This window comes from Microcoleus sp. S36b_A4 (genome assembly GCF_036700645.1).
Classification (GTDB): Bacteria; Cyanobacteriota; Cyanobacteriia; order Cyanobacteriales; family Microcoleaceae; genus Microcoleus.
In genome coordinates, this window is the sequence record NZ_JAUBPI010000031.1 from 12,809 (window position 1) to 38,517 (window position 25,709).

At 44.9% G+C, this 25,709-nt stretch carries 29 protein-coding genes and 1 pseudogene; 13 read left to right on the forward strand and 17 right to left on the reverse strand.

The window, feature by feature from the left end; translation table 11 throughout:
• Nucleotides 1-45: 45 nt before the first annotated feature.
• The gene (locus tag QUA03_RS12305; protein WP_333212420.1) at nucleotides 46-771 is read right to left on the reverse strand and encodes a 2-phosphosulfolactate phosphatase; all 726 of its coding nucleotides are present in this window, start codon (nucleotides 769-771) and stop codon (nucleotides 46-48) included.
• A 13-nt stretch (nucleotides 772-784) separates the two neighbouring features.
• A pseudogene (locus QUA03_RS12310) lies at nucleotides 785-980 on the reverse strand (hypothetical protein); the annotation flags it as partial.
• A gap of 549 nt (nucleotides 981-1,529) precedes the next feature.
• On the opposite strand from QUA03_RS12310, the gene QUA03_RS12315 reads away from it, so the two are divergent.
• A complete protein-coding gene (locus tag QUA03_RS12315; RefSeq protein WP_333212422.1) occupies nucleotides 1,530-2,717 on the forward strand; it encodes a hypothetical protein in 1,188 nt (395 codons plus the stop codon).
• A gap of 187 nt (nucleotides 2,718-2,904) precedes the next feature.
• Nucleotides 2,905-3,867 (forward strand): STM4504/CBY_0614 family protein, encoded by a 963-nt coding sequence (locus QUA03_RS12320; RefSeq protein ID WP_333212424.1) that lies wholly within the window; start codon nucleotides 2,905-2,907, stop codon nucleotides 3,865-3,867.
• A gap of 359 nt (nucleotides 3,868-4,226) precedes the next feature.
• Here QUA03_RS12320 and QUA03_RS12325 read toward each other — a convergent pair whose 3' ends face one another.
• The 6 genes from QUA03_RS12325 to QUA03_RS12350 all read right to left on the reverse strand — a co-directional run bounded on the left by QUA03_RS12325 (nucleotide 4,227) and on the right by QUA03_RS12350 (nucleotide 8,070).
• Nucleotides 4,227-5,651, reverse strand: coding sequence for a leucine-rich repeat domain-containing protein (locus tag QUA03_RS12325; RefSeq protein WP_333212426.1), 1,425 nt, complete (start codon nucleotides 5,649-5,651; stop codon nucleotides 4,227-4,229).
• Between the two features lie 133 nt (nucleotides 5,652-5,784).
• The gene (locus tag QUA03_RS12330; RefSeq protein WP_333212428.1) at nucleotides 5,785-6,090 is read right to left on the reverse strand and encodes a hypothetical protein; all 306 of its coding nucleotides are present in this window, start codon (nucleotides 6,088-6,090) and stop codon (nucleotides 5,785-5,787) included.
• Between the two features lie 217 nt (nucleotides 6,091-6,307).
• Nucleotides 6,308-6,664 (reverse strand): hypothetical protein, encoded by a 357-nt coding sequence (locus QUA03_RS12335; protein WP_333212430.1) that lies wholly within the window; start codon nucleotides 6,662-6,664, stop codon nucleotides 6,308-6,310.
• A gap of 394 nt (nucleotides 6,665-7,058) precedes the next feature.
• On the reverse strand, nucleotides 7,059-7,331 hold the full coding sequence (locus tag QUA03_RS12340; protein ID WP_333212432.1) for a hypothetical protein: 273 nt from the start codon (nucleotides 7,329-7,331) through the stop codon (nucleotides 7,059-7,061).
• A 256-nt stretch (nucleotides 7,332-7,587) separates the two neighbouring features.
• Complete coding sequence (locus QUA03_RS12345; RefSeq protein ID WP_333212434.1) at nucleotides 7,588-7,824, reverse strand: hypothetical protein; 237 nt, start codon at nucleotides 7,822-7,824, stop codon at nucleotides 7,588-7,590.
• A gap of 30 nt (nucleotides 7,825-7,854) precedes the next feature.
• The gene (locus QUA03_RS12350; RefSeq protein WP_333212435.1) at nucleotides 7,855-8,070 is read right to left on the reverse strand and encodes a hypothetical protein; all 216 of its coding nucleotides are present in this window, start codon (nucleotides 8,068-8,070) and stop codon (nucleotides 7,855-7,857) included.
• Between the two features lie 525 nt (nucleotides 8,071-8,595).
• Here QUA03_RS12350 and QUA03_RS12355 point away from each other — a divergent pair.
• Nucleotides 8,596-8,973, forward strand: a complete 378-nt coding sequence (locus QUA03_RS12355; RefSeq protein WP_333212437.1) for a hypothetical protein — start codon at nucleotides 8,596-8,598, stop codon at nucleotides 8,971-8,973.
• Between the two features lie 464 nt (nucleotides 8,974-9,437).
• Here QUA03_RS12355 and QUA03_RS12360 read toward each other — a convergent pair whose 3' ends face one another.
• The 5 genes from QUA03_RS12360 to QUA03_RS12380 form a co-directional block, all read right to left on the reverse strand.
• Complete coding sequence (locus QUA03_RS12360; protein WP_333212438.1) at nucleotides 9,438-10,703, reverse strand: transposase; 1,266 nt, start codon at nucleotides 10,701-10,703, stop codon at nucleotides 9,438-9,440.
• 137 nt (nucleotides 10,704-10,840) lie between these two features.
• The gene (locus tag QUA03_RS12365; RefSeq protein ID WP_333212440.1) at nucleotides 10,841-13,582 is read right to left on the reverse strand and encodes a DUF3854 domain-containing protein; all 2,742 of its coding nucleotides are present in this window, start codon (nucleotides 13,580-13,582) and stop codon (nucleotides 10,841-10,843) included.
• Nucleotides 13,583-13,922: 340 nt separating this feature from the next.
• Nucleotides 13,923-14,369, reverse strand: a complete 447-nt coding sequence (locus QUA03_RS12370; RefSeq protein ID WP_333212441.1) for a hypothetical protein — start codon at nucleotides 14,367-14,369, stop codon at nucleotides 13,923-13,925.
• Between the two features lie 124 nt (nucleotides 14,370-14,493).
• Nucleotides 14,494-15,135, reverse strand: a complete 642-nt coding sequence (locus QUA03_RS12375; protein ID WP_333212443.1) for a Uma2 family endonuclease — start codon at nucleotides 15,133-15,135, stop codon at nucleotides 14,494-14,496.
• Between the two features lie 137 nt (nucleotides 15,136-15,272).
• Entirely contained in the window at nucleotides 15,273-15,482 is a 210-nt protein-coding gene (locus tag QUA03_RS12380) for a hypothetical protein (protein WP_333212445.1), read from the reverse strand.
• Between the two features lie 234 nt (nucleotides 15,483-15,716).
• Between QUA03_RS12380 and QUA03_RS12385 the strand changes: the two genes are divergently transcribed.
• The 7 genes from QUA03_RS12385 (at nucleotide 15,717) to QUA03_RS12415 (ending at nucleotide 22,136) form a co-directional block, all read left to right on the forward strand.
• Nucleotides 15,717-16,001 (forward strand): hypothetical protein, encoded by a 285-nt coding sequence (locus tag QUA03_RS12385; protein WP_333212446.1) that lies wholly within the window; start codon nucleotides 15,717-15,719, stop codon nucleotides 15,999-16,001.
• 160 nt (nucleotides 16,002-16,161) lie between these two features.
• The gene (locus tag QUA03_RS12390; RefSeq protein WP_333212448.1) at nucleotides 16,162-16,725 is read left to right on the forward strand and encodes a hypothetical protein; all 564 of its coding nucleotides are present in this window, start codon (nucleotides 16,162-16,164) and stop codon (nucleotides 16,723-16,725) included.
• 168 nt (nucleotides 16,726-16,893) lie between these two features.
• Nucleotides 16,894-17,226 carry a hypothetical protein gene (locus QUA03_RS12395; protein WP_333212450.1) on the forward strand — a complete coding sequence of 111 codons (333 nt, stop codon included), beginning with the start codon at nucleotides 16,894-16,896 and terminating at the stop codon, nucleotides 17,224-17,226.
• A gap of 118 nt (nucleotides 17,227-17,344) precedes the next feature.
• Nucleotides 17,345-17,587, forward strand: coding sequence for a hypothetical protein (locus QUA03_RS12400; RefSeq protein WP_333212451.1), 243 nt, complete (start codon nucleotides 17,345-17,347; stop codon nucleotides 17,585-17,587).
• Nucleotides 17,588-17,621: 34 nt separating this feature from the next.
• On the forward strand, nucleotides 17,622-17,834 hold the full coding sequence (locus QUA03_RS12405) for a hypothetical protein (RefSeq protein ID WP_333212453.1): 213 nt from the start codon (nucleotides 17,622-17,624) through the stop codon (nucleotides 17,832-17,834).
• Between the two features lie 497 nt (nucleotides 17,835-18,331).
• On the forward strand, nucleotides 18,332-19,204 hold the full coding sequence (locus QUA03_RS12410) for a 3'-5' exonuclease (protein WP_333212455.1): 873 nt from the start codon (nucleotides 18,332-18,334) through the stop codon (nucleotides 19,202-19,204).
• 79 nt (nucleotides 19,205-19,283) lie between these two features.
• Nucleotides 19,284-22,136, forward strand: coding sequence for a DEAD/DEAH box helicase (locus QUA03_RS12415; protein ID WP_333212457.1), 2,853 nt, complete (start codon nucleotides 19,284-19,286; stop codon nucleotides 22,134-22,136).
• Nucleotides 22,137-22,158: 22 nt separating this feature from the next.
• On the opposite strand, the gene QUA03_RS12420 is transcribed toward QUA03_RS12415, so the two are convergent.
• The 4 genes from QUA03_RS12420 to QUA03_RS12435 form a co-directional block, all read right to left on the reverse strand.
• The gene (locus tag QUA03_RS12420) at nucleotides 22,159-22,494 is read right to left on the reverse strand and encodes an HNH endonuclease (protein WP_333212459.1); all 336 of its coding nucleotides are present in this window, start codon (nucleotides 22,492-22,494) and stop codon (nucleotides 22,159-22,161) included.
• 56 nt (nucleotides 22,495-22,550) lie between these two features.
• A complete protein-coding gene (locus QUA03_RS12425; RefSeq protein ID WP_333212461.1) occupies nucleotides 22,551-22,997 on the reverse strand; it encodes a hypothetical protein in 447 nt (148 codons plus the stop codon).
• 130 nt (nucleotides 22,998-23,127) lie between these two features.
• A complete protein-coding gene (locus tag QUA03_RS12430; RefSeq protein WP_333076968.1) occupies nucleotides 23,128-23,325 on the reverse strand; it encodes a hypothetical protein in 198 nt (65 codons plus the stop codon).
• A gap of 15 nt (nucleotides 23,326-23,340) precedes the next feature.
• Nucleotides 23,341-24,375 (reverse strand): hypothetical protein, encoded by a 1,035-nt coding sequence (locus tag QUA03_RS12435; RefSeq protein ID WP_333212463.1) that lies wholly within the window; start codon nucleotides 24,373-24,375, stop codon nucleotides 23,341-23,343.
• Between the two features lie 7 nt (nucleotides 24,376-24,382).
• Between QUA03_RS12435 and QUA03_RS12440 the strand changes: the two genes are divergently transcribed.
• The 3 genes from QUA03_RS12440 to QUA03_RS12450 all read left to right on the forward strand — a co-directional run bounded on the left by QUA03_RS12440 (nucleotide 24,383) and on the right by QUA03_RS12450 (nucleotide 25,704).
• On the forward strand, nucleotides 24,383-24,784 hold the full coding sequence (locus QUA03_RS12440; RefSeq protein WP_333212465.1) for a hypothetical protein: 402 nt from the start codon (nucleotides 24,383-24,385) through the stop codon (nucleotides 24,782-24,784).
• A 115-nt stretch (nucleotides 24,785-24,899) separates the two neighbouring features.
• Entirely contained in the window at nucleotides 24,900-25,196 is a 297-nt protein-coding gene (locus QUA03_RS12445) for a hypothetical protein (RefSeq protein ID WP_333212467.1), read from the forward strand.
• A 61-nt stretch (nucleotides 25,197-25,257) separates the two neighbouring features.
• Nucleotides 25,258-25,704, forward strand: coding sequence for a hypothetical protein (locus QUA03_RS12450; RefSeq protein WP_333212469.1), 447 nt, complete (start codon nucleotides 25,258-25,260; stop codon nucleotides 25,702-25,704).
• Nucleotides 25,705-25,709: the final 5 nt, after the last annotated feature.

Below are 25,709 nucleotides of genomic sequence, written 5' to 3' on the forward strand. Positions count from 1 at the left end.
CGCAGAATCTGAGTGGTAGAGAATCTCTCTATTTTTGATAGAGGGTTAATGACCTGACTGTTTGACATAAGCGTTATCAGTCAATAAGGGAACACAGTTGCTGATATTAAACGCAGCCGCTAGCTCAATATCTGTGGTGAAGCCTTTAGCAACCAACTCTTTACCCGAACTACATTTTTTCAATGCTGTAACGAGATCATCTTGCCAATGGCGAAATACTGCCACAGCCGCTTCTGCCTCCGGTGACAATCGTCCATCTAGATGCGAAAGAATGGCACCCGCTCCAATTAGGTCTTCCAGAGCGGGTCGTAAACTCCCATCAGACCACCTCTCACCAGCAGGGATAATAGCAATCCTAGTCCCGCGCGCCATCGCAAACTGTGCAATTGTCTCACTGTTTCGCAAACAACCGGCTAGTGTTGGCTTTGACCCTGTGTGTAACGTTAGAAAGGACCCGTTAGGTGAGGGTAAGACGAGCCTCGTGCCAGCAGGAATATTAAGTAGTGAGGAAGGGGCAAGGGAGTAGCCATAACTGGGTCGCCGTTCTCGACTGGCTAAACCAGCATTGACAAGTTTTGCGTAATCAAGCGCTGATTCATCCCGCCATTGATAGGGAAAGATAATTGCGCCATTGTTCGTAGCAATTTCAACACTGGTTGAAAAAGAGAGGATATCAACAATAATGATCACGTCACTGATCGGTGCGAGTTGGGCAACCCCCTGAAATCCCCACTCGCAGCGAAGTTCAAACTCTGATTGGTTGAAAATCATGTCAGTTGTGTAACTAGGTTGCTTTGTCTACATTTTCTACAACTGACTGTGGCATCCGAGCAATGACATGAAGGTTATGGACAAATGCCATGCGCCGCAAGTCGAATAGATTTTTGCGTGAGCCGAGGTAACGGGTACAATCACCCCTGCCATTGACTGATGTGGGCGAGAGTATGCTCCGCTGCCACCCGTTCGCGGAGTTTGGTTCGACTCGCTGCGGCTAGGTCAAAATAGGCGCATATCCTGAGCCAGAGCCTGGAACTGCTAAGGTCATTAAATAGTGTCAAGCGCATGACACACGACTTTGAGTGCCCTAAGCCGGACGGGCAGGCGGCTATTTTTCCGACGGTCTTCTAAATTTTTTTCACTTCGGCAAGACTTAACAGCCCGTCAAAAAAATCTCGCTAGGGATCTAAGCGGGGAAGCGCAATTTTCGCGCCTAGGACTCGAAACGGGTATAGCTAGGTCAGGATACAGAAATTTTTGATTTTTATTTAGCTCTCTAGCTTTTAGAAGTGGGATGCCATTTTCAGGCAACAGTGCATCAAGCATCTTGGCAACCAAATCAGCCCCAATAATCTAGCTTTTGTTTTATTTTTGTCTTACACACGTCTTACGTTTCTGATCTGATATCGCTTTTTCTCTATTCAGAGGGTGTGCGCCATGTGACCTAAATGGAAGATTGAGGGCGGCTCCTCTTGCATTTGTACTCAGATTGAGTATAATAAATCAAAATGAGTAACAAAAAGAGGTTTATAATGGCTCTTCCACGTCCTCGCTTACAACTTGTCCAGAATGACGAGATTGTTAAGGCAATTGAGACAATTCGCAAACATCGTCCCGGACTGATCAATGATTCAATGGTGGCTACATCAGCATTGGTGGAATATGCGCTGACTTTAGAGTCAGATAAACCCCGACAAGCCAACTATCAAACCCCCTACGGGATGACGATTGTGAAAACAGGTCATGTAACCGCTGAAACTGGAATCTTCAACTTTCTGATCCAGAACCTTAAGTACATGGCTGCCATTTTCGCCCATATTGACAATATAGATGAGACGTTCATAGATTACGTTTCACGGGGGGGGTATCCTGTCTATACCTTTGTTTTCAAAGGAAAGGGATTTACTGATTTTGAGTTTGTCCATATCGCAACTCAGGGTTCATACTTTGAGGAGTGTCTGACGCTGCTTGTATTAGATTTCAAACGTCATCGGGAAGATATCCGCTTTAATGTTATCCACGTTAACCAGTTTGAGGAGAGATGGGGGAAGAAGTTCGTTAGTGATTATGTTCCATCCCTTGATGAAATGGCTAAAGCGTTTTTCCAGGATGAAAACTACCTGTTTGGTGGCGAGGGTGGGAGAACTTCATGTACTTGGGGTTTAGGCTGGGAAGCTGATACCACTCAATATCAATGTTTTGAGATGCAGGATACACGGTATGTTGACTATTCACGTGCACTTGTAGGCTTGAAACCGTCTTCCTTGGGGACAGAAAAATATGGCGTAGCAGGCTTAGTCCGTTCTGGTGTATTAAGTGTGGATCAAAAGTCACTACATCTTCGGTTTCGATGTATGTGTGATGGGTGGGTAGAGGAACAACAATATCTAGATTTTTACGAGCTGGGACGTATCTTTACTAAACACTTTGGGTATAAGGCTATTTTTTCACCTGCAAGTTTTCTTAGCCAGATCTCTCCCATCGTTAACATAAGCCCACTTAAGGCAAGTGTGTATGCTGAGAAGGATAAGCGGATCGAAGTATTGCCAATGAACTGGGAATATCCCTGGTTTACCTGCATTATTGACGGAAAAGCCAGCGATGAGGGAATGAGCCTCTTGCGTGATAACCCTAACCCTTTTAGGCTTTACGATATGAATGATTTTTTTCCTGATGATTTAGAGCAGTACAAGCAAAAGAAAAAGACTCCCAAACAATAATAGGTGGGAGGCTTAGCTCGAATTATAAAGGATAATGGGCGGACGAAGTAGAATCTGTTATCCCTACCACTTCATCAGGATAGTTCAATATCCCAGCCTAGAACTTGCAACCGTTGCCGCTACGTCAAGATACGTTAATGTCCCTTTGGTTATGTCGAAACTACTCAATCATTACTAAGAGATAAAAATGGGTATCTACAACTTATATTCAAAGCGCAAGAACCTTGCTGAGCGTGGCAATCAACCAGACGTATATCAATATACAGACTTGCCAGTCGAATTTCGACGGCAGGTAATACATATCTGGATCAGTGCTATTGGGCCTTATTGCGAACCACGCTTCGGAAGCGTACCATTAGTAAATCATTTATGGGATACAATTCATAATTCGATTGCTAGGGAACTCGGTAGGTTTTATCTTGGAGGGGAGTTACAAAACCCCTTTGAGCAATGTAAGTCTTTTTTGCTTGATAAAGATACTCCTATCGAGCATCTCCTCGATCTAATTGAACTTACGTTTAACAAAATAGAGAAAGTTATCCCTCAAATATTGCAACACTATGAATACCAAGGTCAGCTAAACAACCCCCAACTTGCTGAGGATGCTATTGGCGAGTTAAATCATCGCTTTCGGGAGCATGCAATAGGCTATCAGTACACTAACGGTCAAATCATTCGTGTTGATTCAGGTTTCATCCACGCAGAAGTTGTTGTACCCGCGCTCAGCCTACTCTCTAGTCAGGATTTCAAAGGAGCTGAGCAAGAATTCCGAAGTGCCCATGAACACTATAGAAGGGAAGAATACAAAGAGGCGATTGTTGATGCCCTGAAGGCTTTTGAGAGCGCTATGAAAACAATTTGTGAGGAGTGCGGATGGTATTGTGACAAGGGTGCTGGTGCTAAAGAGCTTATTAATGTCGTGCTTAAAAATGGCCTTGTCCCACAGTATCTTCAACCCCATCTATCAGGCTTACGGTCTGTTCTTGAAACAGGTGTCCCCACTGTTCGCAATAAAACATCTGGTCATGGTCAAGGATCACAACCCACAAGCGTGCCTGAATACTTAGCCGCATACGTGTTACACCTTACCGCTTCAAATATAGTTTTGCTTATAGAAGCATATAAGGCTAAACAAAGCGGTTCGACCTGAGAGCTGAGTGCTCATTTATGCCCTCCCAACTCTTTCAGCAACACCTGCCACACATCACATCAACCTGCTGTTGTAATTGCTGGGTGCGATTACACCGTGAAAGATGAGGGAAAGTGATCACTTTTTTTCGATTTTAGATACACAAATTGCTGCTGTCGATTACCTCTAAGCTTTTCTCCGTTCCCTGCAAATGCGAAATTTAGGCTGTCCTGGGTTTCTAAGGGCAAAAGGGAGGCTTATATTTTCATTGGCAAGTAGCGAGGCTACCGTGAGTGATGATTGGTATTTTCAGCCTAGGGCGTGGAAGTGCTGTGGTTAGGTCAGGATAGTCAATTTTCCCCATCTAGACCTTATAACCGCTATAGCTGACTACTTTTGCATTTGCTGAGAAAAGTTTCATAATGCTTGCTGAGAGTGTTTTGATTTGGTGCTGTTTTTTGATCCTGTGGTAAAGTCAGTTTCCGATCAGCCAAATCTTGGTAACAGGTGCCGACAAGTTCAGGGGCAATCACAATTTCCTTGGTATCTGGTCGAATTGATAGTAGATGCAAATCGAAGAGAGTGTGTATGTCGGCTCTGAGCGGTAAACCATTGGTTAAATGATTGGTTTGAGTACCTTGATATGGAATTATATGGGCTGCTTCGATAGCTGACTCTACATCACAATCAGTTATTGGACATCGACCACCGTAAGCAATTAACAACTTACGCCGAAATCCAGCCTGTCCCTGTCGCTGCACAATAGAAGCAGTTATCCGTTGTCTGGCGTCTTGAAGAGTTTCAGCGTCAAAATATCCCTCAGATTCAATTTTCTGGCGCTCAGCATCTAGCTCAAGTTGAAGATTTTCAACGTCAAAATATTCCTCTGATTCAATTTTTTGATGCTCAGCCTCTAGCTCAGGTAGCGCTGGCTTGCGGGCGTGGAAGTAAGAGTCGAGAATGGTTTGCAAATTACCACAAACTTTATCATTGTAATTGTAACCGTACCTCAGAAGTTGCGGGGTAATTGACACCGGATTTCCTCGCAAATCTAGTTTTTCCAAATTCTTCATACTACCAATCGCCTTTGGGATTTCGGTAATCCAATTATAACTGAGGTCAATTTCTGTCAGATTTGACAGTTGACCAATAACTTTTGGGATGGATATAATCTTATTGTAGCTAAAATTAAGCTGTGTCAGATTCGACAGTTGACCAATAACTTTTGGGATGGATGTAATCTGATTTTCACTGAGGTCAAGCTCTGTTAGATTCGACAGTTGACCAATAACTTTTGGGATGGATGTAATCTGATTTTTCCAGAGATTAAGTTTTGTCAAATTCGACAGTTGACCGATGAATTCTGGGATGAATGTAATCTTATTGTTCCAGAGGTAAAGCTCTGTTAAATTCGACAGTTGACCGATGAATTCTGGGATGGAAGTAATCTGATTGTCACTGAGGTCAAGCTCTGTTAAATTCGACAGTTGACCGATGAATTCTGGGATGGATGTAATCTGAGTGTTACTAAGGTAAAGCCGTGTCAGATTCGACAGTTGACTAATTGCTTCTGGGATGGAAGGAATCTCATTGTAACCGATGTCAAGCTCTGTCAGATTAGACAGTTTACCGATGAATTCTGGGATGGATGTAATCTGATTGCCACAAAGTACAAGCCGCTTCAGGTTCGTACACCTGACAATTTCCGATGGCAATTCTTTCAGACTCAGCCACGACAAATTCAGTTCCGTCAATTTCTTCTTGGCTACTTGGTCAATTCGCCAGAATGCTTCTTCTCGCGTCATACCCTTTACCTTTCTAGTAATACTCTTTTTATTGTGAGCGTAATTTTGAAATTATTAAAAATCGGTTAGGATATGACCTATCCTAACCAAGCTTTCACATCCTAAAAAATAAACAAGTTACAATAATAAAGTCTTATGGATAAGTACAAACTATTTGTTTTTTGTCATTTTTTATGATACTTCCACTAAGACTATTACTATAAGTCTCGCTAATACCTTTAGGAACTGGTGTAAATTCCCATCGTTCTTCAGGTGAAACTTTCTCACTGTCATTAACAAAAATAGTAAAATAATAGTTATTTTTTATAACTATTCCTTTCAAAAGTTCAACAGCGGATTCATCAAAAATAATAGTAAGATTCTGATAATATTTACTCACTAAAATGGCAGTACCATTCATAAAGTAGGTTAGTTCTGGATTAGGCTCTAAATTAGACATGAATTTTTTACAATGTAGTTTTTGACACCTATATTTTAACTTATGTCAACAGTTTATGTAAAGACCTCACAATTTAAAACCCGCTAGACACTAACTCTGGCGGGTTATGTTGTGGGCAACCGCACTCACCGCACTTTGACCGCTCCGACCGTGGTAAGCGCATTAAACCCTATTTCCCCGCCTAAGCCCTGTAACCACTGCTAAATCAGGATATTAATTATTCCTCGCTTAAAGGCTTATTAAATCGATCTAAAGTCTCTTCAATACTTACTATAGTTTTGACACAGTAGTTTAATGAAATTTCGGCATCTTTCTTATCAAATTCAGGTTCTATCTGGTGAGAAAACAAGCCTGATGTTTGATAAGGCTCTCTGCCTGATGCTTTGGGACTCCAATATCCTGCCATCTTTCTGTAGCGAACATATTGCTCTATATCAATTCCTAAATAATAACAAATAGTTATTTCATTTAACTCCGATGAGTTGTTTACACCATCTTCTTTAGCTCTATTAAGAATGATTTGTAAGCCAGCCGTAGCATAGGCTATTACCTCTAAATATCTTTCTTGTTGCATGAACTTCTCAGCTCTGAACAAGAACCCGTTTGCTAATTCGTTCTGTATTTCAATCATTTTTATAAAGTTAACAAAAATTTTGTAAGCCAATCAATACTAGCATATAGAAGCTTCCGACTTCAAACTCCATTGGAGGAAAAACCCGTATCAAGGTGTCAAATTTGACTAATTAGCAGGAGAGAAAATCCCGACCGTAGCGAATATCGATTACAATTCTTTGTAATACATACTTTCAAGCGTGTAACACACAGCTTTTATGGTTGCCAATAGTTAGGAGAGCGAAGGCTACTTTCTCGTTTATTCCAAAATCTTGTTCTAGGCGGGATATCCTAATTTCCCCGCCTAAGCCCTGTAACCCTTGCAGTTACATAGTGATTTCAAACCCTAATCCTTACTAATCTAGTCCTTTAAGAGGTGGAACATATTTACCATCTTTACTCTTTTCTCCCGTGTCTTCAAACACTAATTCGTGATAACCTGAATTGTCTATTTCAGGTTCATTTTTACGAGTTTGACTATCCAACACTATGTTATAACCAACCTCATATTCGTCATAAGGTTTAATATCCAGACTATGTACAAAACCAGGTTCACCATTCCAAAGAACCCTAGTACCAACCAGATAATAAACAATATTATTCAATGGTGGGACACTTTTCTTAGCCATAATTTCTATCTAATCCTCTGATTTTTCTAAAGGTAGCTCAAACCATTCACCAATACTTCTATAACACGCAAACTATTTATGTGACAACTTGAAACAGTAAACTCGCTTCAACCGCCTCGCCCCGCCCCCTTACCTCTCCAACCGTGGCAAAAGCTAGGCTGGGAAACGGGTATTTCTCAGCCTAGCGCTATAGACTGTTACGACAAGGTGGCAGGGTAAGGTTTACTCTGCATGACAGGTTTTAAAAATTGGATTATTACTGAGATTCTGATTGTTGGCGTGCCATCTCAACTCCTTTGAGAACACCAAAGGTGACTAACCCTGCTACTGCCACAACACCCGCTACAGGTAAAGCTACGGTTGTAGTGGTGGTAAACCCTATAACTCCAAGAATCCCCGGAGCAGAAGAAGTAATTGTAGCAATTGTCACAGAACCACCCCCAGTAGCTGCCGCTGCACTGGTAATAGCACCCACCATTTTCAAATCATCCATAGCTCTTCCCTAAGATATCTAAAATTTCGTTTAATTGAAAAACAATTTCTTGAGTCCGTATGCTGCTAAACCGACAACAGCACCAGCAGCAACAACGGGTGCTGCACCAATTGCAACAGCGGTTCCACCAACTGCTAAACCCATCCCACCTACTGCACCAGCTACGGTTGCTCCCGCAGCAGCACCACCAGCAACATACCCAATTGCCTCTGTTTTATCTACAGAGTCATCTTTATGATTAGACATTTATCATCCTCCAAAAGAAAGGGATTACAAGTCCTTATTGCACCTTCAACCCTTTTCAATTCAGTGTCTACGGTGAAAATACTTAAACATCAACTCTTTACATAAAGACCTGTGCCAGCCTCTCTGACATCTCCGACCGCACTAGACCCGCAACACTCCGACCGCTCCGACCGTGACAACGGGGCTAGACCATGCCAGACGTGCTTAGGATGCAAGTTAGGTGATCGGGAGATAGGTATTGATAACAGGCTTTTGAGATACCTAACCTCACTCTGCAATCCCGCCGTAAGAGTTTCAAGCTCTAGGTTGGGAAATAGGCTGTGCTCACCCGACCGTGGCTCCTTTAAGCTGTGAGTCAAGCTCTGTCTTTATTCTTTAGCGCTTGAGTACCTGAGCTTGATGCAGAAATTGGTCGTCTTCCGTAACTTATTGGGTGTCAATTTTGTCATTTATACAATAACTCCCCCCATTGCTATATAAAATCACTATAATAATTACAAACTATAATTCCCAAAAACAAAAATTATGACAGACCTAAAAGCTTGGCTCCAAGAAGTAGTGGACGAGACTGAAAATATAGATAAGCAATCTCATGATAATTACATCGAGCATTTTGAAAAAGAACAAATAGATCTACACTTTATAAGAAAAACAATTTTTCGAGAAAAGCCTAAAAATGAGGAAGCATTAAAAGAATACTCTGAAAATATGAAGATAGGCTTAGTTCAATTTTATGAAAAATGGAAAAATAATAAGAAAGATAAAGAGAGCTTAGAAGAAGCCTCTAAACCATACGTCATACCAGCAGATGTTTCCTTAATAACAAAAATAGCTGTTGTTTTATATGAATTGAAACAAGAAAATCCAGAACAATTTAATTGGTTTTGTAAAACATTTTTGTAAGAAATAGATACACAACAGATTGTATATTAAGTGTTTTACAGGTTATGGCAACAGTGTCTTACAGGTTATGCAATAGTGTCTTACAGGTTATGGCAAGGGTATATGACACAGTATATATGGGTTGGGGTTATTTAAAATTCAACTTTGATATACCTAACTTCACCCTGCAACTTTAGAACCTCTTTTCTAGAATCCCCGGACAATTAGAACAAACCTCACCCTGCAGCTCGCATAACTCACCCTGCAACCTGCACCTCCCTGGGTTGCACCCTGAGCTGATCGTAATTTTTGCCCTAAAGTCTCAAACTAAAAAAAGTTTTTCGGGTTTGGCCGTTGATCGAGCTTCCGATAGCAAATTCTCTAGTAGCTAGGTCAGGATAGAAGCATATCCTGACCCAGGGTCTAAAAGTGCTAAGGCTAGGCGGGGATAACCAATATTGCGGGTATAGCTGGTAAAAGTATAGTCATTGATAGACATGGGAGGCTTCAAGTCCCTCCCCCTTCACTTTTACTTTAAGCGGATTGACCCGCCTCGGCTGAACTACGCAGCTCCCTATCCCATCGCTAAACGCATTTGGGATTGCTTTTCTAAGAATGTTAAAAGAAGCATTCACGTCAGAATTAATTAACTGGCCCGTCGATGTTTTATACAAACGCTTAATCCGTTTTCCAGTAAAAACAGGCTCTTTTTCTGTTTCCCCGTAAACAGGAATTGGATCTAAGCCCAGAAAATAGGCCTTGGAGGTAAAAGACTCTTCCTGCACAATTACCTTAATTCCAACCAAGAAAGCTTTGTATTCCAGCATCTCAATTAATCGAGCGTGAGGAATGCTGACAAAGTTTTGGTTAGTCTGCTTCCCAATATTGATATCGGTTTTCCACTGTGCGTTCTTGCCAATCACTAGCGTCCCAATTCGTTGCGCGACCAAAATATCAACAATCGTGCGACTCGCATGATGCAAGTAATTGTCTACTTTTTGATTGCGGCAGCGAGTTAGTCGCTGAATCCGAGGTGAAGTTTTGCGGTTCCCTTTCAATTGGGATTGCAATCGAGCTTTGCGCTTGTTGTAGAACTGGTTGATCGACTTCAATGGTCGCCCGTTAATCAACAGCGGGACAAAACCCGGTCGATTTGAAGTTAACGCCACTAAATTATTCAATCCCAAATCAATACCGGCGGCAAAGTCATTATCTTTGGCGGTGGACTCCGGTTCATTGTAAATTACCTCAATTACATAAGAATCGCATTTCGGAACCAGTCTAACTTGACAAATCTGGTTGGGATTGAGTTGGGTTTTAATTGAAAGTTCAGTGCCGGAAAGTTTAATGATTCCTTTCTTCAACTGTTTGCTGCTAATTGCTTGAATCGTGTAGACGAGAAGGTTTCGTCCTTTGATTTTATCTTTGTATTTCGGTAGCTTTGGGCGACCAGTAAACTTGGAAGAATCAGTTTTGTAAGCCTTAACTGCCTCAAAAAAAGATTTCCAATTCTTGTCTAGCACCATCAAGATTTGCTGGCTGACTTTAGCAGGCAAAGCCTTGTATGCTTCATGAGACTTCATCAATCGGTTCATTTCGTTATAACTGACATAACCCCATCCATAAATAAAGCTCTGACGAATAACGTAATTGGCGGCATTGTAGAGGTTTTTGGACTTGAAAGCTAGTTCGTCAATTTGGGCGAAACGGTGTTCCGTAGATTTAATGATGTGCCTCTCTGTTAGTTGCATTTGAGATTTCCTTTCTTCAGGCTGTGCGTATTCCTTATTCAACACTCACAACATAATACCATTATTGTTTATAATTGATTATAAACTCAATGAAGTTTTACAATACACCAAACTAAAACTGGCATCTTGGGGTTAGGTTAAGGCTGACTTTTGCTTTTCTTCCAAACTTTAACTAGCCGTCTAAAATCCTCATTTTCAACGTTTGTCAGCAGTGCTTTGACCGATTCTTTGACTCCCAGTTCATGCACTTGACAATAGACATCATTGGCGGCTGCGGGGTCTTTGTCGGCAATTGCTTGGAGTATCCGCTTCGATAGTCTTTGAACCAACTCCTCACTGGTGGCAACTCCGTCGGTGGTTGGTTCGACTGACAGAGTGGATTCATCGGATGAATGCGGGGTGTGAAGGGGTTCGCACGGGGTTAGCAAGGGGTTTGTCGGTTGGCTTAAATCCGCGTCTGGTAAGGGTTCTGGTATTTTAACGGGATTGGTGGGGTACGAACCTACTTTTTCTACTATTTCTGACTGATGACTTGTGATTTGGCTTTCCTCAGTCAACGAAGAAGAAGAAGATTCTAAGTTTTCTGAAAAGTTTTGAAACTCTAAACCCTGTAAATGGCTGTAATTCCCGTCTGATGAGGATTCGGAACCCCTTACTAATCCCGTATCCACCCCGTTTAGCCCTGTGTTGTACCCCGTATCAGTGGGAAGATTCTGGGGAATAAGCGCTGAAAGTGAATCAGAATGAGTGGGCGATGTTTCCCCCTGGTCGCGGAACCTCAATCCTTCAAACCAACTGCGGCCGCCGGAGCGCTTCCACTTGACACCGCTAAGTTCGAGGTAATCGGTGCACAGTTCCGAGAGCATCTTGGGATATTTGATATGAGAAACCGCTTTGAGATTGGAGTCGCACCAATTTTTGTAATGTTCGTAGAGTTTACCCGTCGGCGTAGAAGCAGTCGGGTCTACAATCAAACAATCGTCGAAGTGAGCCGCGACGCTGTTGGTTTGCAGCTTCATCTCCCATTCTTGGAGTTTGAATTCTGCAATCTGATTCTTGCCCACTCCTTGAATGCGTTCGCTGACGGTGCTGTCGGAAAGGTTAAGAGCTACGGCAATAAGCTGAGAGATTTCTGCATCCATCCCCGCTTCAATTTGAGAATTGCGTAGCACCGTCGGTAAGGGATTATCGAAATGAACCAGGCACAAGCGGCGGTCTAAACCAGTCGTATCGCCTACAAAAATTGGGTTGTTGCTTCCCACAATTAATAAGCCGTAGAAGAAAGCATCAGAAGCCGATTTGTACACTTCCCGGTAGCTGACGGCATCGCCACCAGTCAGGGATAATATTGCATCCACACCCGAAGCAGCGCGTTCGTCGGGACAGGCTACCAATTGTTTATCGATGATGCTAGCCATTGTCGAGCCGTCATCCATATTTCTGAGCTTGCATCCCTTCCAGTTCTCTCGCCCTACTATTTTTTGAAGCAGCCTGATAAATGTACCCTTACCGCTTCCCGGTTTTCCGATTAAGTGAACGAACATCTGCAAGTCAAAGAACCGGAATTTGAGCAATCCGTTGATGACTGCCAACAGCTTCAGGATTTTCTGGCGGTCGCCCTGCATTGCCGTATTCATCCATCGGTAGGTGTTCGGGCAGTTGTTGCGGAGGATGTCAATCGCATCCGAGTCAGTTCCCGTCAATGGCTTGTATTGATAAGGCAAGTATGAGGTAAAACCCATGCCCGGAGAATGTTTGAGGATTTCCCCGGTGTTGCTATCCCACACCGAATCATCGAAAGCGATGTAGCGTTTTCTATCCCAGATATCCCAATGCTTAACTCGCAGGTCATCAGTCAGGAGGCTGAGCACGTCGGTGATGTAGCTAGAACCTTTGTACTCAATATTTCTGGCATCAATGGTGGTTTTGACCAGGGTTCTAAAATTCCCGTCGTCGGTACGTTCCCAATGCTTGCCCGTCCAAATCCGCCAAGTTTTGGTTTCGTTATCGAATTTCCAAATCTGCCCGTAATCTTCAGCTAATTGGCGGGCAAGCTGTCTGGGCGTGGGTGGCTTTGATGCTGTTTTGTTGTCACCTTCGTCGTCAAGATTGCTCTCCCAGTCCTGAAAGCTGACTGACTTCATAAGCATCCGCCTGAACTCTTCTATTCCTTTTTTCTGGATAAAATCATCCATACCTTTGGTTTCTCCCTCAGTGCCAGGTTCCCATTGTCCCGTGATTGTACGAACGGGTACACCAAACTTAAGCAACTGGCGGCCGAGTTTCCGCTGTTCCCAAATGACGCTGGGATTGGTGGCTGCATCTGCATCGAAGGCAATGATGAACCCAAAACCGGCACGGGCGTAGAATTCCAGTGTGGGAACGAGATAACGCTTGTTCTGCAAATCGCTAGCCTTGGCAGTCAGCCCCATACTGATGCCCATCAATGCAATTGTCGGTAAATCGCGGCTGCATCCGGCGATCGCCTTAAAAACCCCTTCGGTAATCAGGAGATAGGGATGGTCGTCAATGCGGTAGCAATGTTGCTTGAGATTTTCTGGCTCCCAGTAGCCTTTATCGGTGGGATGCTGGGGTAAGAATGCGTCGTATTCTCCCACTGGTGTGCGGTATTTGGGCGCTTTCTTGCAGCTTTCTGATTTCCAAGGTTTATCGGGTCTGAATTGAAATTGCGTGGTTTTTCCCACAAACAGGATGCCGCCAGACTTTGCCGTGTACCCCAAGTAAACTGATGCCTCGTCCGCAGATACGGTGCGGCAGTTGGCGTAACTCCAATCATTCAACAGCCCCCGGCTCTCAATGTGGCTCTTGTGTTTGGGGGAAAGATAAACGGTAGATTGAATTTGCTGTACAGCGTTCATAGATGCCTCTTTCCGCTACTCATAGCGGTGTGTGCTGGTTTTGTTTGCAAAAACCCGCTATCTGTAGAAGAGACGGCTCTGCCACAACTACCGTTGAAGTGCAAAGGTGCAAAATCTGCGGTAATGGCAGAAATGAACTATGATGAATTTAAAGTTTTTGAAATTTGTTTGTCTGCCGTCTCTTCTAAAGACTGCGGACTCTTTTTTTTGGTCTGGTTTAATCGATGCGGTCGCTTGTTGGCAACAGCCTTTTCCAATTTTATACGCCGGCGTATTGCCAGCGAGCGTTAGCAGGCAAGGAATTTGGGAATCGCAAAATCCCAATTGTTGCCCAGCGCCATTAACCCGGTTCCTCCTCACCTCCCGGAATTCTCCAAGGGTCGATGCCGTTCTCTCTAAGCAGGCGCTCAAAGTAGTCGCGCTCGGCTCTGGCTTCATCGTCAACCCAAAACGCTTCTCTGATATCGCGTTCGAGTTCTTGAACTCGTTGGCTCAGGAGCTCGTTTCGTTCCTGCTCGGTGCGGGTAACGCCGAAAGCTTCGTCAAACCGACGTTCGAGAGATTCGGTAATCAGTCCCATGCTCATAGTTAAGGCAGCTTTGTTCCCCCGGTGAGCTTGCCACAGCCAGTAAGCGCTGGCAATTTCTGGAGGGACGGACAGAAACCGACTTTGCCCCCGACTACCGGGCTCAGACTCGATTTCGATTTCTTTTCGCTCAAAAATCGTACTCGTGTAACCCTCACCCAGCAAGCTTTCGCCGGCGTTTGACCGTAAAAAATCGGACATGTTGCGTCGGGATAACCCCGCTGCTTCGGCTACTTGGGTTGGGCTGCGTCCGATACGAGCCGTCTGGCACCATGAACCCATCGACTGTAATGGAACCTATTTGCCCGATCGCCCCCCAGTCCTTCTAGCTCGGCTCGGTTAAGGGCAGACCGGCTCGAAAAATCAACTCGGCAGTCAACCTCAACTCCGGGAAAGCCAGCGACTCAACTGTGTCTGAGCCTCTAAACTGTTTGACCTGATACTCGCCGTCTACCAGTTGGCAAACCGAGATAGTGGGTTGTTTGGGAGTGCCGATGAATTTGCGGCCGCCCAAACCGAGATAGTCCACAATCCAGTATTCGGGGATGCCCATTTCTTCATAGTCGGCAAATTTGAAATGATAATCATCCCGCCAATTCGTACTGACTACCTCTACAGCCAGCCGCACCGAAGAACCCATCGTGATGATGGACTCCCTTTCCCAGCGCGGTTCGTTTGCCAGAGATGCTTGATCTAGGACAATTACATCGGGCTGATAACCAGCCTCATCGCGAGTGGGTTTAAGCAGGCAGTCACCGGGGATGGAGTAGGGTAATTCGCGTCGGTCAATTTCAACTCCTACTTTTAAGCTGATAAAACCTGTAACACCAGAATGGCGGCCAGTTCCTAGAGGCATTTCAACAATTACTCCATTGTGCAGTTCGTAGCGGCGAATAGAGTTCTCTGGATACCAGGCTGCGAACTCATCAAACGTGATTGTTTGGGGGATTGTTTGGGTTTGGCTCATGTTGCTGTTTCCTCTGAGTTGTTGGTTTTGAACTGCGATCGCAACGAAACCGGATTCCTCATCCGCTCCGGGGTGTAATCCGTATACGTTTCTCCCAGCAAAGCTTTATATCCATTCGAGTGCAAAAATGTAATGCGTTAAAAATCGAAAGTGCCTCCAGCCTCAGAGAGCAAGCGTTTCAGAGCTTTTGAACGCAAAAAATCGAAAGTGCTTCTAGCTGGTTTTCCAACACATTCCGCCGCCTGTGTCTGGCTCATCCGATAACTGCCGTCTGGCAGCATGAACCCATCGACTGTTAGGGAACCTATTTGTACCGAGGTTCTAACGGCTCTAACTGATTCGGTCATAGTTTGCTCCCCTGTTATGCCTTTAATGTTCCGCTTGCTGATTGTCCCAGACTTCCTGTGCTGCGCTTGGGCAAAGCCCAACAACACTACTACCGAGTTTTAACCATTCGTTACATGATATTATCGTGTAAATTCAAACGATTCTATCTCTATAAGATACCATAACATATATGGTAAACGAGGTAGTTTATGTTTGCACTAAAAAGACGTTCTATAGATAAATTTGTAAAACCTGTGAAAGCACGCGAGTTTTGTAGGCTGTGGTTTGATGCCGATGCCCAGATGGAAGCTACCAGAGGCTATAGAGCGGAATGCGTTCGCTTGTTGAGCCGCATCCTAGCCGTGCAAACAGAGACTATTTCGAGTAAATGGGGAAGCGGCATTGATTTTGAGAAAATGCCCGAACAGTACGAACGCACCCTCGCTTATGCCAATTCTCTTCGTTCCATCCTCGACGCGGCGGGCAGCAATCCCGAACTCTCCAACATCATTGCCGAACGCCTCAAACAATCGCGCTAGCAAATAACCCGAAATTAATACCTTCTAATATATGGTAAACTTCTTGACAGCCCCGAACGCAGGTTTTAGGGTGGGAGTGACGCCCCGGCGCAGTGCGGCAAACACAGATGCCGGGACTTCTCCCATTCGCTGATAACACCAGCTACCAAGGAGCAACCTTATGTTCGCAGACTACGGGCAGCCATCGCAACCCGCCCGACCAAGCTTTGTAGAAATACCCAATCCCCGCGTTACCACCGCAATGGGACGCATGGAAGTGACCGACGTTCGCTCTGAAACCGTCACCGGTCGCGTGTTGGATGACCAAGATAATTTGATAGAGGAAGACGGAAATCCAGTTTACCTGTGCGTTCGGAAGTCAGAGATTTTGTGTGACACCGAACGAGCCAACATGATGAGTTGGTGGGAACTGGGGGAACAAGCGATTGCGGGACACACAACGCCCCGAAAATATTCCCTTGAATCCTTGATTAATCGCTTGGACGGACTCAACTTAGATGAGCTCTACACTTTACGAACCTTCGTTTGTTTGGAGAGTGACCCGTTTCAAGCATATTCGGGTAGCGTCAACAGCGACTTATCCCACTTGCAGGCTTGGTTCCCGACAGTGCGAGTTCTTGAGCGTGTCGAACAAAACCAACTAGCAAGCGCGCTGTGCTGGCGGATAGCTAGCGACTCCAACGCACCGACAGCGCCTACACCGGGTGATGGGAGGAACGATTAATTATTGAGTTGATAGAAGATGCCATCTAAAGTTTCTCTTTGATTCCGGTGAATGGGTTGAGTTTTTTTATTGAGCAATGATGCAACCTATAACTAATCACGCCAAGAAAGAATATCTGGAACATCTTCCATGCGACTAATTCCCTAGAGCTATTAGGAGGCTCGAATTATGATTACAAACTTTGATATTGGGTTGGAAACGGCACCAAGTTTCACACCACAATTGTTTTATTCGCAACATCTGGATTTTGTGCCTAGTTCAGATGATACTTTACCGTCGGTCATTACTGGTATAAACAGTTTGCCAGCTCAATCTGATGGCTGCGAACGGGTGAGGGTAATGGTTTTTGGATCGAGCTACGGAGTTACTTACATGATTCGCTGGCTTTACGGGCTACAGTTCGCTCATATCAGCGAGTGGAGTTTCCTGATGCCTGCTCCAAGTGAGGGTGAATTTATGAGCATTGTTACTAAGCGAATCCCATTGAATCCAACTAACTAATTGGCATCAAAGTTGGTAACAACTTGGTAACAACTTCTTCGGCGACACTGGCGATAGTTTCATCTGTATTAAATAAAAGCGATCGCCAGTTTCTTCCATAACATCAGTGAGGTATGCTATGACCAACGGCAACGGACTAAACGGCGATACGCCTAACGGTGATACGCCCCAACCAGATGCTATACAAAAGTTAACAGAATATGTTGAATCTGTGGAGATTTCTTTGGAAATCCAGGAAGATAAAACCGATGCCATTGAAGACCAGGTGGCAAATCTTACCGAACAAATAACCGAGTTGAAACAACAAGTGAAAGATATCTATGGAGATGAATCAGACTGGGAACGTATGTCAAAGACTTGACGGACTTATCGCACGCCGTCAGGATAAAAACCGATTGCAACAATCAAAGTTGGAGCGCACCAAGCGTTTGCGAGATGAAGCTTCCTTGACCCGACCTTTTAAAAAGTCTCCCCTGCTAGACTTCGTGGATGATTTGGTACATCGTCCCCCAAATCAAGAACAGATGCGCCAGCTCAAAGAACTACTTCTAGAAGAACAGAAGGCGATCGCTAAACTGATTGCCTTAGTTGACCAGCATCTAGAGTAGCGGTCTGCCGTTCACGAAACAGCCCAGCGACACCCCTTGCTGGGCTAATTTTGTTTTTTGTGGATGCTGGGAAATTGCGTCCGGGAAGTCTTGATTTCGTTTGACTTGCTGAATGGAGATTAGCTCCGAATTGAGTGAATGCTGCAAATATTGAAATCTCTCAAACAATCTTTTGAGCTAGTTAAAAATATGAAATTGTGAAGGTAACAGGTAAGAAATGCCCACCAGGGGACGGCAGGATACTACAAGCAATTTTCATAAAATAGAGCCAAACGAAGAGTAACGGTGAAGCGGGATTGTTGTTTCAATTCGCAGACTGTGACACTTATTTGATAAAATAATTAGATTGTCGTTTAGTTTTGCAGCGGGCGACCATCCCCCAATCTGGGGGTTTTCTATTTCGATGTTACTTGCTTGGTGAGCTAGTTGCGTGGTTTTCAAAGACTGCCCATCGAGCTATATTTTGAACGTGCTGTTTTGATATTGAGCTATCAAATATGGAGCTTACACAATACAGTTGGTGGGGCGAATCCAACGAACCGCCACCGCACCTGAAAACTAAAAAGCAACTGGGTGAACTTGGTTTATCGCCTCTGAAACCTTCAGGTGTTATTCCAACCCGAAAATACGATGTGTTTCTCTACGATATCCACAATCCCGAATGTTTCCGACCCAAAAGAAAGCCCTCTCCCAAACAGTTGGAAACTTTAGCAGCTAATCGCCTCAAAGCCAAAATCAAGCGGGATTATCGTGAGTGGTATCGCGAAGTAGGTTTCATAGAACGAGATAGAGTGAGTGCTGTTCTTTGGGCAAGAGAACAATTAAGCCAGAACGATTGGGTGATTCTGGATACTGAAACTACGGGGCTAGATGATGCTGAGATTGTAGAGATAGCAATTATCGATCGTCTCGGTGAAATGTTGCTGAATACGCTCCTCAAGCCCACAATTCCAATACCCGCAGAAGTAACAGATCTTCACGGCATTAGCGATGCAATGGTAGCCGATGCTCCGAGTTTCCCCGAAGTCTATCCTCGCATTGATGCAGCTCTTAAAGATAAGCGAGTATTAATCTACAATTCTGCTTTCGATATCCAAATTTTAAATTACTGCTGTCGGCTTCACAGTTTGCCCATTTTAAAGTTGACAAAGCGTTCCGATTGTTTGATGGAATGGGCGGCACAGTGGAGGGGAGATTGGAGCAATTATTATAAAGATTATAAATATTTTCCTTTGCCTGATGGAAACCACCGAGCGTTAGGAGATTGCACGGCTGCTCTCAAATTAATTAACAAAATGGCAGCGGATTCGGATCAAATCAATTGCCCCGTGCCGATTCCTGAGAGTAAGCGTAAATCCCAAAGTCAATGATGCCCCGTTAAATTGAGAGAATGTCAGCAGTCTGGAAGAAGAAGCTTATGATGAAGCAATTGGAGTTATCCCCAAAACCATGACAAACACCGATCCCCCTGACTATGCTGCTCTTATCCGCGCTGTAACTCCCAACAGCGAACGAAAGCATCCTGAGTGGCTAGACCCAGGACAGCCGCTCTTTTCGCCCAAGCGCGGACAAGGCGAGGTTATGTCTTGGATGGGTAACATACTCATAGCAAAGTTTCCCGGATACTCGATTCCCGTTCAATTCAAAAATTGGCAGCAATCTGTCGAAACGGGTGAAATCGCTCCTGTTAGCGCACCAGCATCCTCATCCCAATCTGAAGAAAAGGGTGCAGGTGAAGTAGAATCTGCTAGCTTTTGTCAGGTAAGTGCAGCAGAAATTGCCGCTATTCCTCAACCCAAATTTAGGGCGATCGCGCAAGAGTTAGCTTCACATCTTAGCGCTGTTCGCATTACCCCTCCCGCATCTGGCTCGTTGTACGCCATTCCAAGAGACTTACCCTCTCCCTTACAAAATGCTCTTCGGGGATTGGGAATTCACGAACTGTATTCGCATCAAATTGAAGCCTTAGATTGCTTGCGTCAGGGTGGCGATTTAAGTATTGTGACTCCCACAGCATCGGGGAAAACCCTGTGTTACAACCTCGCAATTCTCGAAAATTGTCTGAATAATCCCCAAACTTCTGCGCTCTATATCTTTCCGCTGAAAGCTCTAGCTTTCGATCAGTTTCGCAAACTTCAGCGCATTGTCAAAACATTTCCTCAAGAACAGCGGGTAAAAGTTGGACAAATGACAGGCGATATTCTACCTGAGAAACGTTTGGGAATCTTTGTGCCTCATCTCCCCAATATTTTAGCGGTCAGTCCCGACTTGCTGCATCATCACTTATCCAAGACTCCGCGCGTCTCACAATGGGAACCCTGGCGAGAATTTCTGCGGCGGTTGCGGTGGGTAGTGATTGATGAAAGCCACTCGTATACAGGCGCTTTTGGTGCTCATTTTACTAACCTAATGCGCCGTTTGCGTAGGGCTGTAGACAGCGTGGGAGGCAACAGCAGCAAGCTCCAATTTATTTGTTCTTCTGCCACAATTGGCAACCCCCGAGACATGGCAATGCGGTTTAGCGGTAGAACGTCTCAACCCGACCAATTGCATTTAATTGAAGGCAGCGGGGCGGGTACTGCTGGAAAAACTGTTTTGTGTTTAGCTCCCAGCGACACGGCGAATTCCGATGCTTGCAAGATTGTGTTATCTTGGCGGCAACAAAACTTAAGCGGAATTGTTTTTTGCAATAGTAGGGGAGCCGTTAAAAAACTTGTAGATTTAATTCAAAAAGAAAGTACGCGACACGGAAATAGTTATTTAGCACCAAAAGTTACTGCTTTCTACGGTTCTTTAAAAAGCGACCGCCGCCAAAATATCATCAACCAACTGCAAAGGGGACAACTTAAAGTAATTATTTCCACATCAGCACTAGAAGCGGGCTTAGATTTACCGGAATTGGATTGCTGTTTGGTGAAGGGATATCCCGGTTCTATTATGTCCTTTCGCCAACGCTTGGGACGTGCTGGAAGAATCAGTCCGGGATTGGTAATCTTTTTGCCAGTTGCCCAAAGTTCCCTCGACTACTATTACGGCCAGAATCCCAAGCAATTGCTATCAGGAGAAGTAGAAAGCGCCGCATTCAATCCCAATTATCCCACCATTGTGAGCAAACACATTGAATGCTGCTGCGTCGAAAGCGGTTTGCCTGCTGTTGAGGTAGAAAGTCGATTTGATGCTGCAGGAGGTGCTGTTGCTGAGGCACTGTTGGAGCAAGATAGACTCTTCCTCTCTCCCAACAGTACGCTCCGAGGGTGGGGAAATCCTCATCTAAAAGTCAATATTAGAGGCAGCGCTATAGATGCTGTGGAATTAATTGACGAGAATACGGGAGAATCCTTTGAAGAAATGTCGCGAGATATTGCCTATCGAGAAGTTTTCCCCGGTGCAATTTACACGGCTTTTGACGAAAGCAACTCTTTAGTTACTTATCGGTGTCAAAGCTTAGATACCGAGCAGAACAAAGCAATACTCCAGCCTTTTGAAGAAGACCCCAGCTTGTTTACCGAACCCGATTTAGGGTTGCAAGTCGAACTTTTAGAAAACCTAGAAGAACCCCGCATTATCCCTACCAGTTTACCCGAAGGAAGGTTGACGTTAACTTTGGGATGGGGGAAAATTACATCAGAAGTAACGGGCTACAGCCTTTGCAAAAGAGAATACCGACACACTTGCACTAATGTCAAATGCCGTCGCCACCAACAGCCCGTTGAAGGTAAAATATGTCCGTCTTGCGGTCGGAATTTGAAATCGAGCGAAATAAATAAACTTATAAAATTAGTCTCATTCAATCCGCCCTATCAAATACAATATGAAGCTCCCGTCGTTAAAGTCGAAGTAAATTCGGGTATGATCGGAGCAATTACAGAGGAAGTTAAGCGTCAAAGAGCTAGTGCAAGAACCCAATATGGAGATGATATACCTCAAGAGTTGGAAGGTTTGTTTAAAAGCCCTCCAGTTGCAGTTGCGTTGCACAGTATGGCTCATCAAATTCAATTAGCAGTTCCTCTCGTCGTCCTTTCCTCTACTCGCGATGTAAACTGTACGGTAGAGCAAGAGGATTCGGGTATCGTCGCCTATTTTTTTGATACCACAGATGGGGGAAATGGAGCATCTGAAGAAATCGGGAAGCAGTTACCGTTATTCGCTGCTAAAGCCATGTCTCTAGCCTTAAATTGCGAGTGTTCTGACGGGTGTCCTAAATGCTTGATTCAGCTTGGCTGTCCCCAACAAAACCAGGGATTGCACAAGAAAGTCGGTCTGTTTCTGCTTGAAGCAATAGCTACAAATTCTTCAAGTTAACAGTTTATAAATTGTCCAGTACCTATTCCCCAGAAGAAGCGATGAGCTCCCAATCCACCGCATCATCGGGAAACAAGAATAACTGCCCCGGCGATACGTTGGACTGACCGCGATTGTGGTAGGACAGGTGACACGCGGTACACAGAGCGACTAAGTTTTCAGGGCGGTTGTCCTCCGGTATCCGGTTGCGGTGGTGCACCGCCAAAGTTAAAGCACACCGTTCAGATTTGGTTAAACCGCTTTGTTTACCGGGTCGGAGGCATTGTTGATGGCACTTTGCACAACGCCAAAGAGCACTTTCCTTGACCGAGAGCGCAATGTCAGACCAATTGTCGGGATACCTTTTTGGTTTTGCCATAGTTCATCTCTCACAATTGGCGATCGCTTTTCCTGTTACTACCGACTCCCTCCAGTTTACAGAGCTGCGAAACCCCTAAAAACACCGCTGCAATAAATTTCCAAGTTAGCTTCAATCCATTGAGCAGTTTCTAGATATCCCAAAGCTACGGCTTGAAGGCGCACCGTGTTGGCATGGAACATATTGGTCGTGTTTGCCTCTCGAACTGCATCAATCCCTTGAAGGATGTGTTCTGGGATTTGGATAGGTTCCTCTGACTCTAGGGAACTGGGCAGCTTCCCAAGAAACCCATATTCCTTGACCCGCAGCTCGAAGTTAGCCTCAGCTTCTCCTAAATCGGTGAAGTAGCGGCCGTAATAGAACCCACCATCCTGGGCATTGAAAAAGTGCGTTACCCATTCTTCATTAGGACGCCATTCTCTGAGAGTAATGTAACCTGGGGCTTGACCGCCGTCACCGGGGATGGGATGCGATTTTAATATGCGTTGACTTTGAGCGTTCATAGATAATTTGTGTGTGTTGAACTAGGAGAATTTTTAGTCGATCGGCTTGAGTAACTTTAAAACTAAGTAGCAACTGTCGCAGGGGTGCAGGGCGCGTTGCGGGTGCACCGGTATTCTTTCATCTGATTGGCTAAGCGCGAGGTTTGAGAAACTGTAAAAGTTCGTCTCCGTGTTTTCCAATCGGGTTATAGCCTATTGGCAGCCAAAAGTAATCAGACGCCCAATAATCGCCGTCAAAATCTTTGAGCCACCAATCGTCATCTACACCGCCCAAACAAATCTTTTCTACGTTAAAGTAAAGCTTGATTCGTTGAAAATTATTAGCCATCGGTTGAACCATCAATCAAAAAGCTGGGGGGTGCTCAAAAGCAGGTTGCCAGTTACTATTAATTAGCCTACCCGTTTTTGCTGCATTGTAGTTCCTCTCCAAAAAAGAGCGGCGCTTTGGTTCTGAATTACCCGTCTGCTGTATCAGCGTTTCTTTGAGCGGGTGGTGGCTGCCAATCAAAAACTCGTTCCTGGTGTGGAGCCTTTCGAGATAGCGTTGATGGGGGAGTTGGTCGAACTTACCGCCCATCCCGCGATTGCAGCTAACGCAAGCGAGCACGAGATTCCAGATGCCGTCAACGGGATGGGCGATGCGGTAGTTGATGAGAACGCGCGGAAAAAAATGGTCTACATCCGTTAAATCTGCCGCACTGCTGATAATTGAAATCTCGCCAAAGCAGTAGAAACACTTGCCCTTTTGATAGCCGTTCAAAGCACCGCGGCACGAGGTAATGTTGACACGGCTCATGGGTCGCTGAACGAACAGCAGTTCGAGGTCTGCATCGCAATCCACATTAATCAGGTGGCGGGATACTTTCAACTCCCATGCCGTTTCTACCAACCGCCACCGCGCGTCAACCTCAGCAGGTAAGTTCAGCGCTCGCTCGCTCTCCAACATCCGAAATAACTCGTCGGTCAGGGCGATCGCTTTAGCACCCCGGTGTTCGTAAGCAAAGAAACGCAGCGGTGTCTCCGCTTGATTGACGTTGTGGAACTTGTCGAGCACCACCTTGAACCCTTCTTTCGCCGTAATCGAAATCAACTCCTCGTAGCTAATCTCACCCCGGTCGTATCGGCGGCAAGCTTCCAAGAAGGGGTAGGGAACATTGGTTTGTTGAGATTGGCTATCACACACGCGCAGGTGTTCCAGAGTATGCCGCGCAAATGGCTCTGCCAGCTCATCCAAGGTGATGATGCTTTTACCACCGGGCGCTAACTCCAAGAGCGACTGAGCTAGCGCAAACTTGTACGAAGCGACGTTCTTGCCAAAAAGGATGATGCCCCGCCAATAATCCTCTATTGATGGTGCATCTCCCCAGAAATGTGACATACGCGCCTTGACAATAGTTCGTAAACTAACTACACTAGCTAGCAGGTTATCAAAAAGGCGATCGCCCGAGTCCGGTCAAAGTCGAGAGCGATCGCCAGCACCCAAAGCAAGTTCGGATACAAGGTTAATGAAAGCACAGATTTACGTGAATAGGCACATCACTGCCGCCAACAAAAAAGCTAGCAAGCTCAGGGGAGTTTTGGTGGACGAAAAGGCGATCAGCATCAACACTTACTTGGGGTCGGTCTATGCCAAACGGGTAGAGTTCACCAGCGGCTGCGTGTTGATTCAGGATGCGAGCAAAGCTCGGTGTTCGGGAGCAACGATATGGATTGAAGCTGCATTTGAGAGTTTGGTGATAGACGGGGAGGCAGCAGACCGAGCGATGTTCAAAAAGGAGGGAAGATGACAGTCGTTCAGACAATCCCAGAATCAAGGTGCATTTAAAAATAACTGCATCCCGCGCAAGTTGAAATCGACAGTTTCCTCAGAAGCAAGATATTAGGTTTTACAGGAGGGCGAGTATGCTCAAAGGCAAAGAATACATGACTCAATCACAGCAAGTTTTGGTTGCAGAATTCGAGGCTGAAATTGAATCGGAGTACGCACTGTGTATAGCTCAGATTCAAAAAGCCAAGCAAGCCATTGAATCGGGTACGACAGACTTAACCGAACAGCAGCAAAACTTAGCCAATTCCGAAATTGATGCGCTCCGCAAGTATTGGCACGAGCGGTTAGAAGCTCTCATCAATCTTGCATCCTGGAGAGCGCCAAAATTGCTCCAACAATTGAACGAAAAGTATCTTCACGATATTCATTAATCAACCTGTGTGCAAGGGCAATCTATTCATCACCTAAACCAATAACTCGGAGCCTAGCATCATGTATCACGAATTACTCGAAATACTAGCAGTAGAGCTAGCCAGACGACAGGGAGACTCCCTTAGAAACACCAATACCAATAATCCCAAGTTTCAGGTCTACCCAGCAATGGCAAAAGTTTCTCTTGAAACCATTGATGGGTTGCTGAAAGAAGAAGGTATCACGTTCAAAGAGCTGGAAGTTTACACGATCGGGCGAACATCTTCCTCTCCCAGTGCCAACATTCTGCTGTTGGATGAATTGACCGACAGACTGATCGTTAATCTAGCTAAGGTTAACGGACTAAAGATTGAAAAGATATACTTGGGCGATGTCATTATCCAAGTGTATTTAGGAACGGTCAAAACTTGTTTGAGTGTAATCGATAGTTTTCTATCACAAAGAAAGCTAGAGTTTGAGGACTTAAAAGTGTCCGCAATGTGTCAGATACCAACCATATCAAATTAGGAGGC

What these genes read in the sequence shown, in the direction of transcription:
- QUA03_RS12305 (WP_333212420.1), bottom strand. Translation starts at nt 771, where the DNA reads ATGATTTTCAACCAATCAGAGTTTGAACTTCGCTGCGAGTGGGGATTT.
- QUA03_RS12315 (WP_333212422.1), top strand. Translation starts at nt 1,530, where the DNA reads ATGGCTCTTCCACGTCCTCGCTTACAACTTGTCCAGAATGACGAGATT.
- QUA03_RS12320 (WP_333212424.1), top strand. Translation starts at nt 2,905, where the DNA reads ATGGGTATCTACAACTTATATTCAAAGCGCAAGAACCTTGCTGAGCGT.
- QUA03_RS12325 (WP_333212426.1), bottom strand. Translation starts at nt 5,651, where the DNA reads ATGACGCGAGAAGAAGCATTCTGGCGAATTGACCAAGTAGCCAAGAAG.
- QUA03_RS12330 (WP_333212428.1), bottom strand. Translation starts at nt 6,090, where the DNA reads ATGTCTAATTTAGAGCCTAATCCAGAACTAACCTACTTTATGAATGGT.
- QUA03_RS12335 (WP_333212430.1), bottom strand. Translation starts at nt 6,664, where the DNA reads ATGCAACAAGAAAGATATTTAGAGGTAATAGCCTATGCTACGGCTGGC.
- QUA03_RS12340 (WP_333212432.1), bottom strand. Translation starts at nt 7,331, where the DNA reads ATGGCTAAGAAAAGTGTCCCACCATTGAATAATATTGTTTATTATCTG.
- QUA03_RS12345 (WP_333212434.1), bottom strand. Translation starts at nt 7,824, where the DNA reads ATGGATGATTTGAAAATGGTGGGTGCTATTACCAGTGCAGCGGCAGCT.
- QUA03_RS12350 (WP_333212435.1), bottom strand. Translation starts at nt 8,070, where the DNA reads ATGTCTAATCATAAAGATGACTCTGTAGATAAAACAGAGGCAATTGGG.
- QUA03_RS12355 (WP_333212437.1), top strand. Translation starts at nt 8,596, where the DNA reads ATGACAGACCTAAAAGCTTGGCTCCAAGAAGTAGTGGACGAGACTGAA.
- QUA03_RS12360 (WP_333212438.1), bottom strand. Translation starts at nt 10,703, where the DNA reads ATGCAACTAACAGAGAGGCACATCATTAAATCTACGGAACACCGTTTC.
- QUA03_RS12365 (WP_333212440.1), bottom strand. Translation starts at nt 13,582, where the DNA reads ATGAACGCTGTACAGCAAATTCAATCTACCGTTTATCTTTCCCCCAAA.
- QUA03_RS12370 (WP_333212441.1), bottom strand. Translation starts at nt 14,369, where the DNA reads ATGTCCGATTTTTTACGGTCAAACGCCGGCGAAAGCTTGCTGGGTGAG.
- QUA03_RS12375 (WP_333212443.1), bottom strand. Translation starts at nt 15,135, where the DNA reads ATGAGCCAAACCCAAACAATCCCCCAAACAATCACGTTTGATGAGTTC.
- QUA03_RS12380 (WP_333212445.1), bottom strand. Translation starts at nt 15,482, where the DNA reads ATGACCGAATCAGTTAGAGCCGTTAGAACCTCGGTACAAATAGGTTCC.
- QUA03_RS12390 (WP_333212448.1), top strand. Translation starts at nt 16,162, where the DNA reads ATGTTCGCAGACTACGGGCAGCCATCGCAACCCGCCCGACCAAGCTTT.
- QUA03_RS12395 (WP_333212450.1), top strand. Translation starts at nt 16,894, where the DNA reads ATGATTACAAACTTTGATATTGGGTTGGAAACGGCACCAAGTTTCACA.
- QUA03_RS12400 (WP_333212451.1), top strand. Translation starts at nt 17,345, where the DNA reads ATGACCAACGGCAACGGACTAAACGGCGATACGCCTAACGGTGATACG.
- QUA03_RS12410 (WP_333212455.1), top strand. Translation starts at nt 18,332, where the DNA reads ATGGAGCTTACACAATACAGTTGGTGGGGCGAATCCAACGAACCGCCA.
- QUA03_RS12415 (WP_333212457.1), top strand. Translation starts at nt 19,284, where the DNA reads ATGACAAACACCGATCCCCCTGACTATGCTGCTCTTATCCGCGCTGTA.
- QUA03_RS12420 (WP_333212459.1), bottom strand. Translation starts at nt 22,494, where the DNA reads ATGGCAAAACCAAAAAGGTATCCCGACAATTGGTCTGACATTGCGCTC.
- QUA03_RS12425 (WP_333212461.1), bottom strand. Translation starts at nt 22,997, where the DNA reads ATGAACGCTCAAAGTCAACGCATATTAAAATCGCATCCCATCCCCGGT.
- QUA03_RS12430 (WP_333076968.1), bottom strand. Translation starts at nt 23,325, where the DNA reads ATGGCTAATAATTTTCAACGAATCAAGCTTTACTTTAACGTAGAAAAG.
- QUA03_RS12435 (WP_333212463.1), bottom strand. Translation starts at nt 24,375, where the DNA reads ATGTCACATTTCTGGGGAGATGCACCATCAATAGAGGATTATTGGCGG.
- QUA03_RS12445 (WP_333212467.1), top strand. Translation starts at nt 24,900, where the DNA reads ATGCTCAAAGGCAAAGAATACATGACTCAATCACAGCAAGTTTTGGTT.
- QUA03_RS12450 (WP_333212469.1), top strand. Translation starts at nt 25,258, where the DNA reads ATGTATCACGAATTACTCGAAATACTAGCAGTAGAGCTAGCCAGACGA.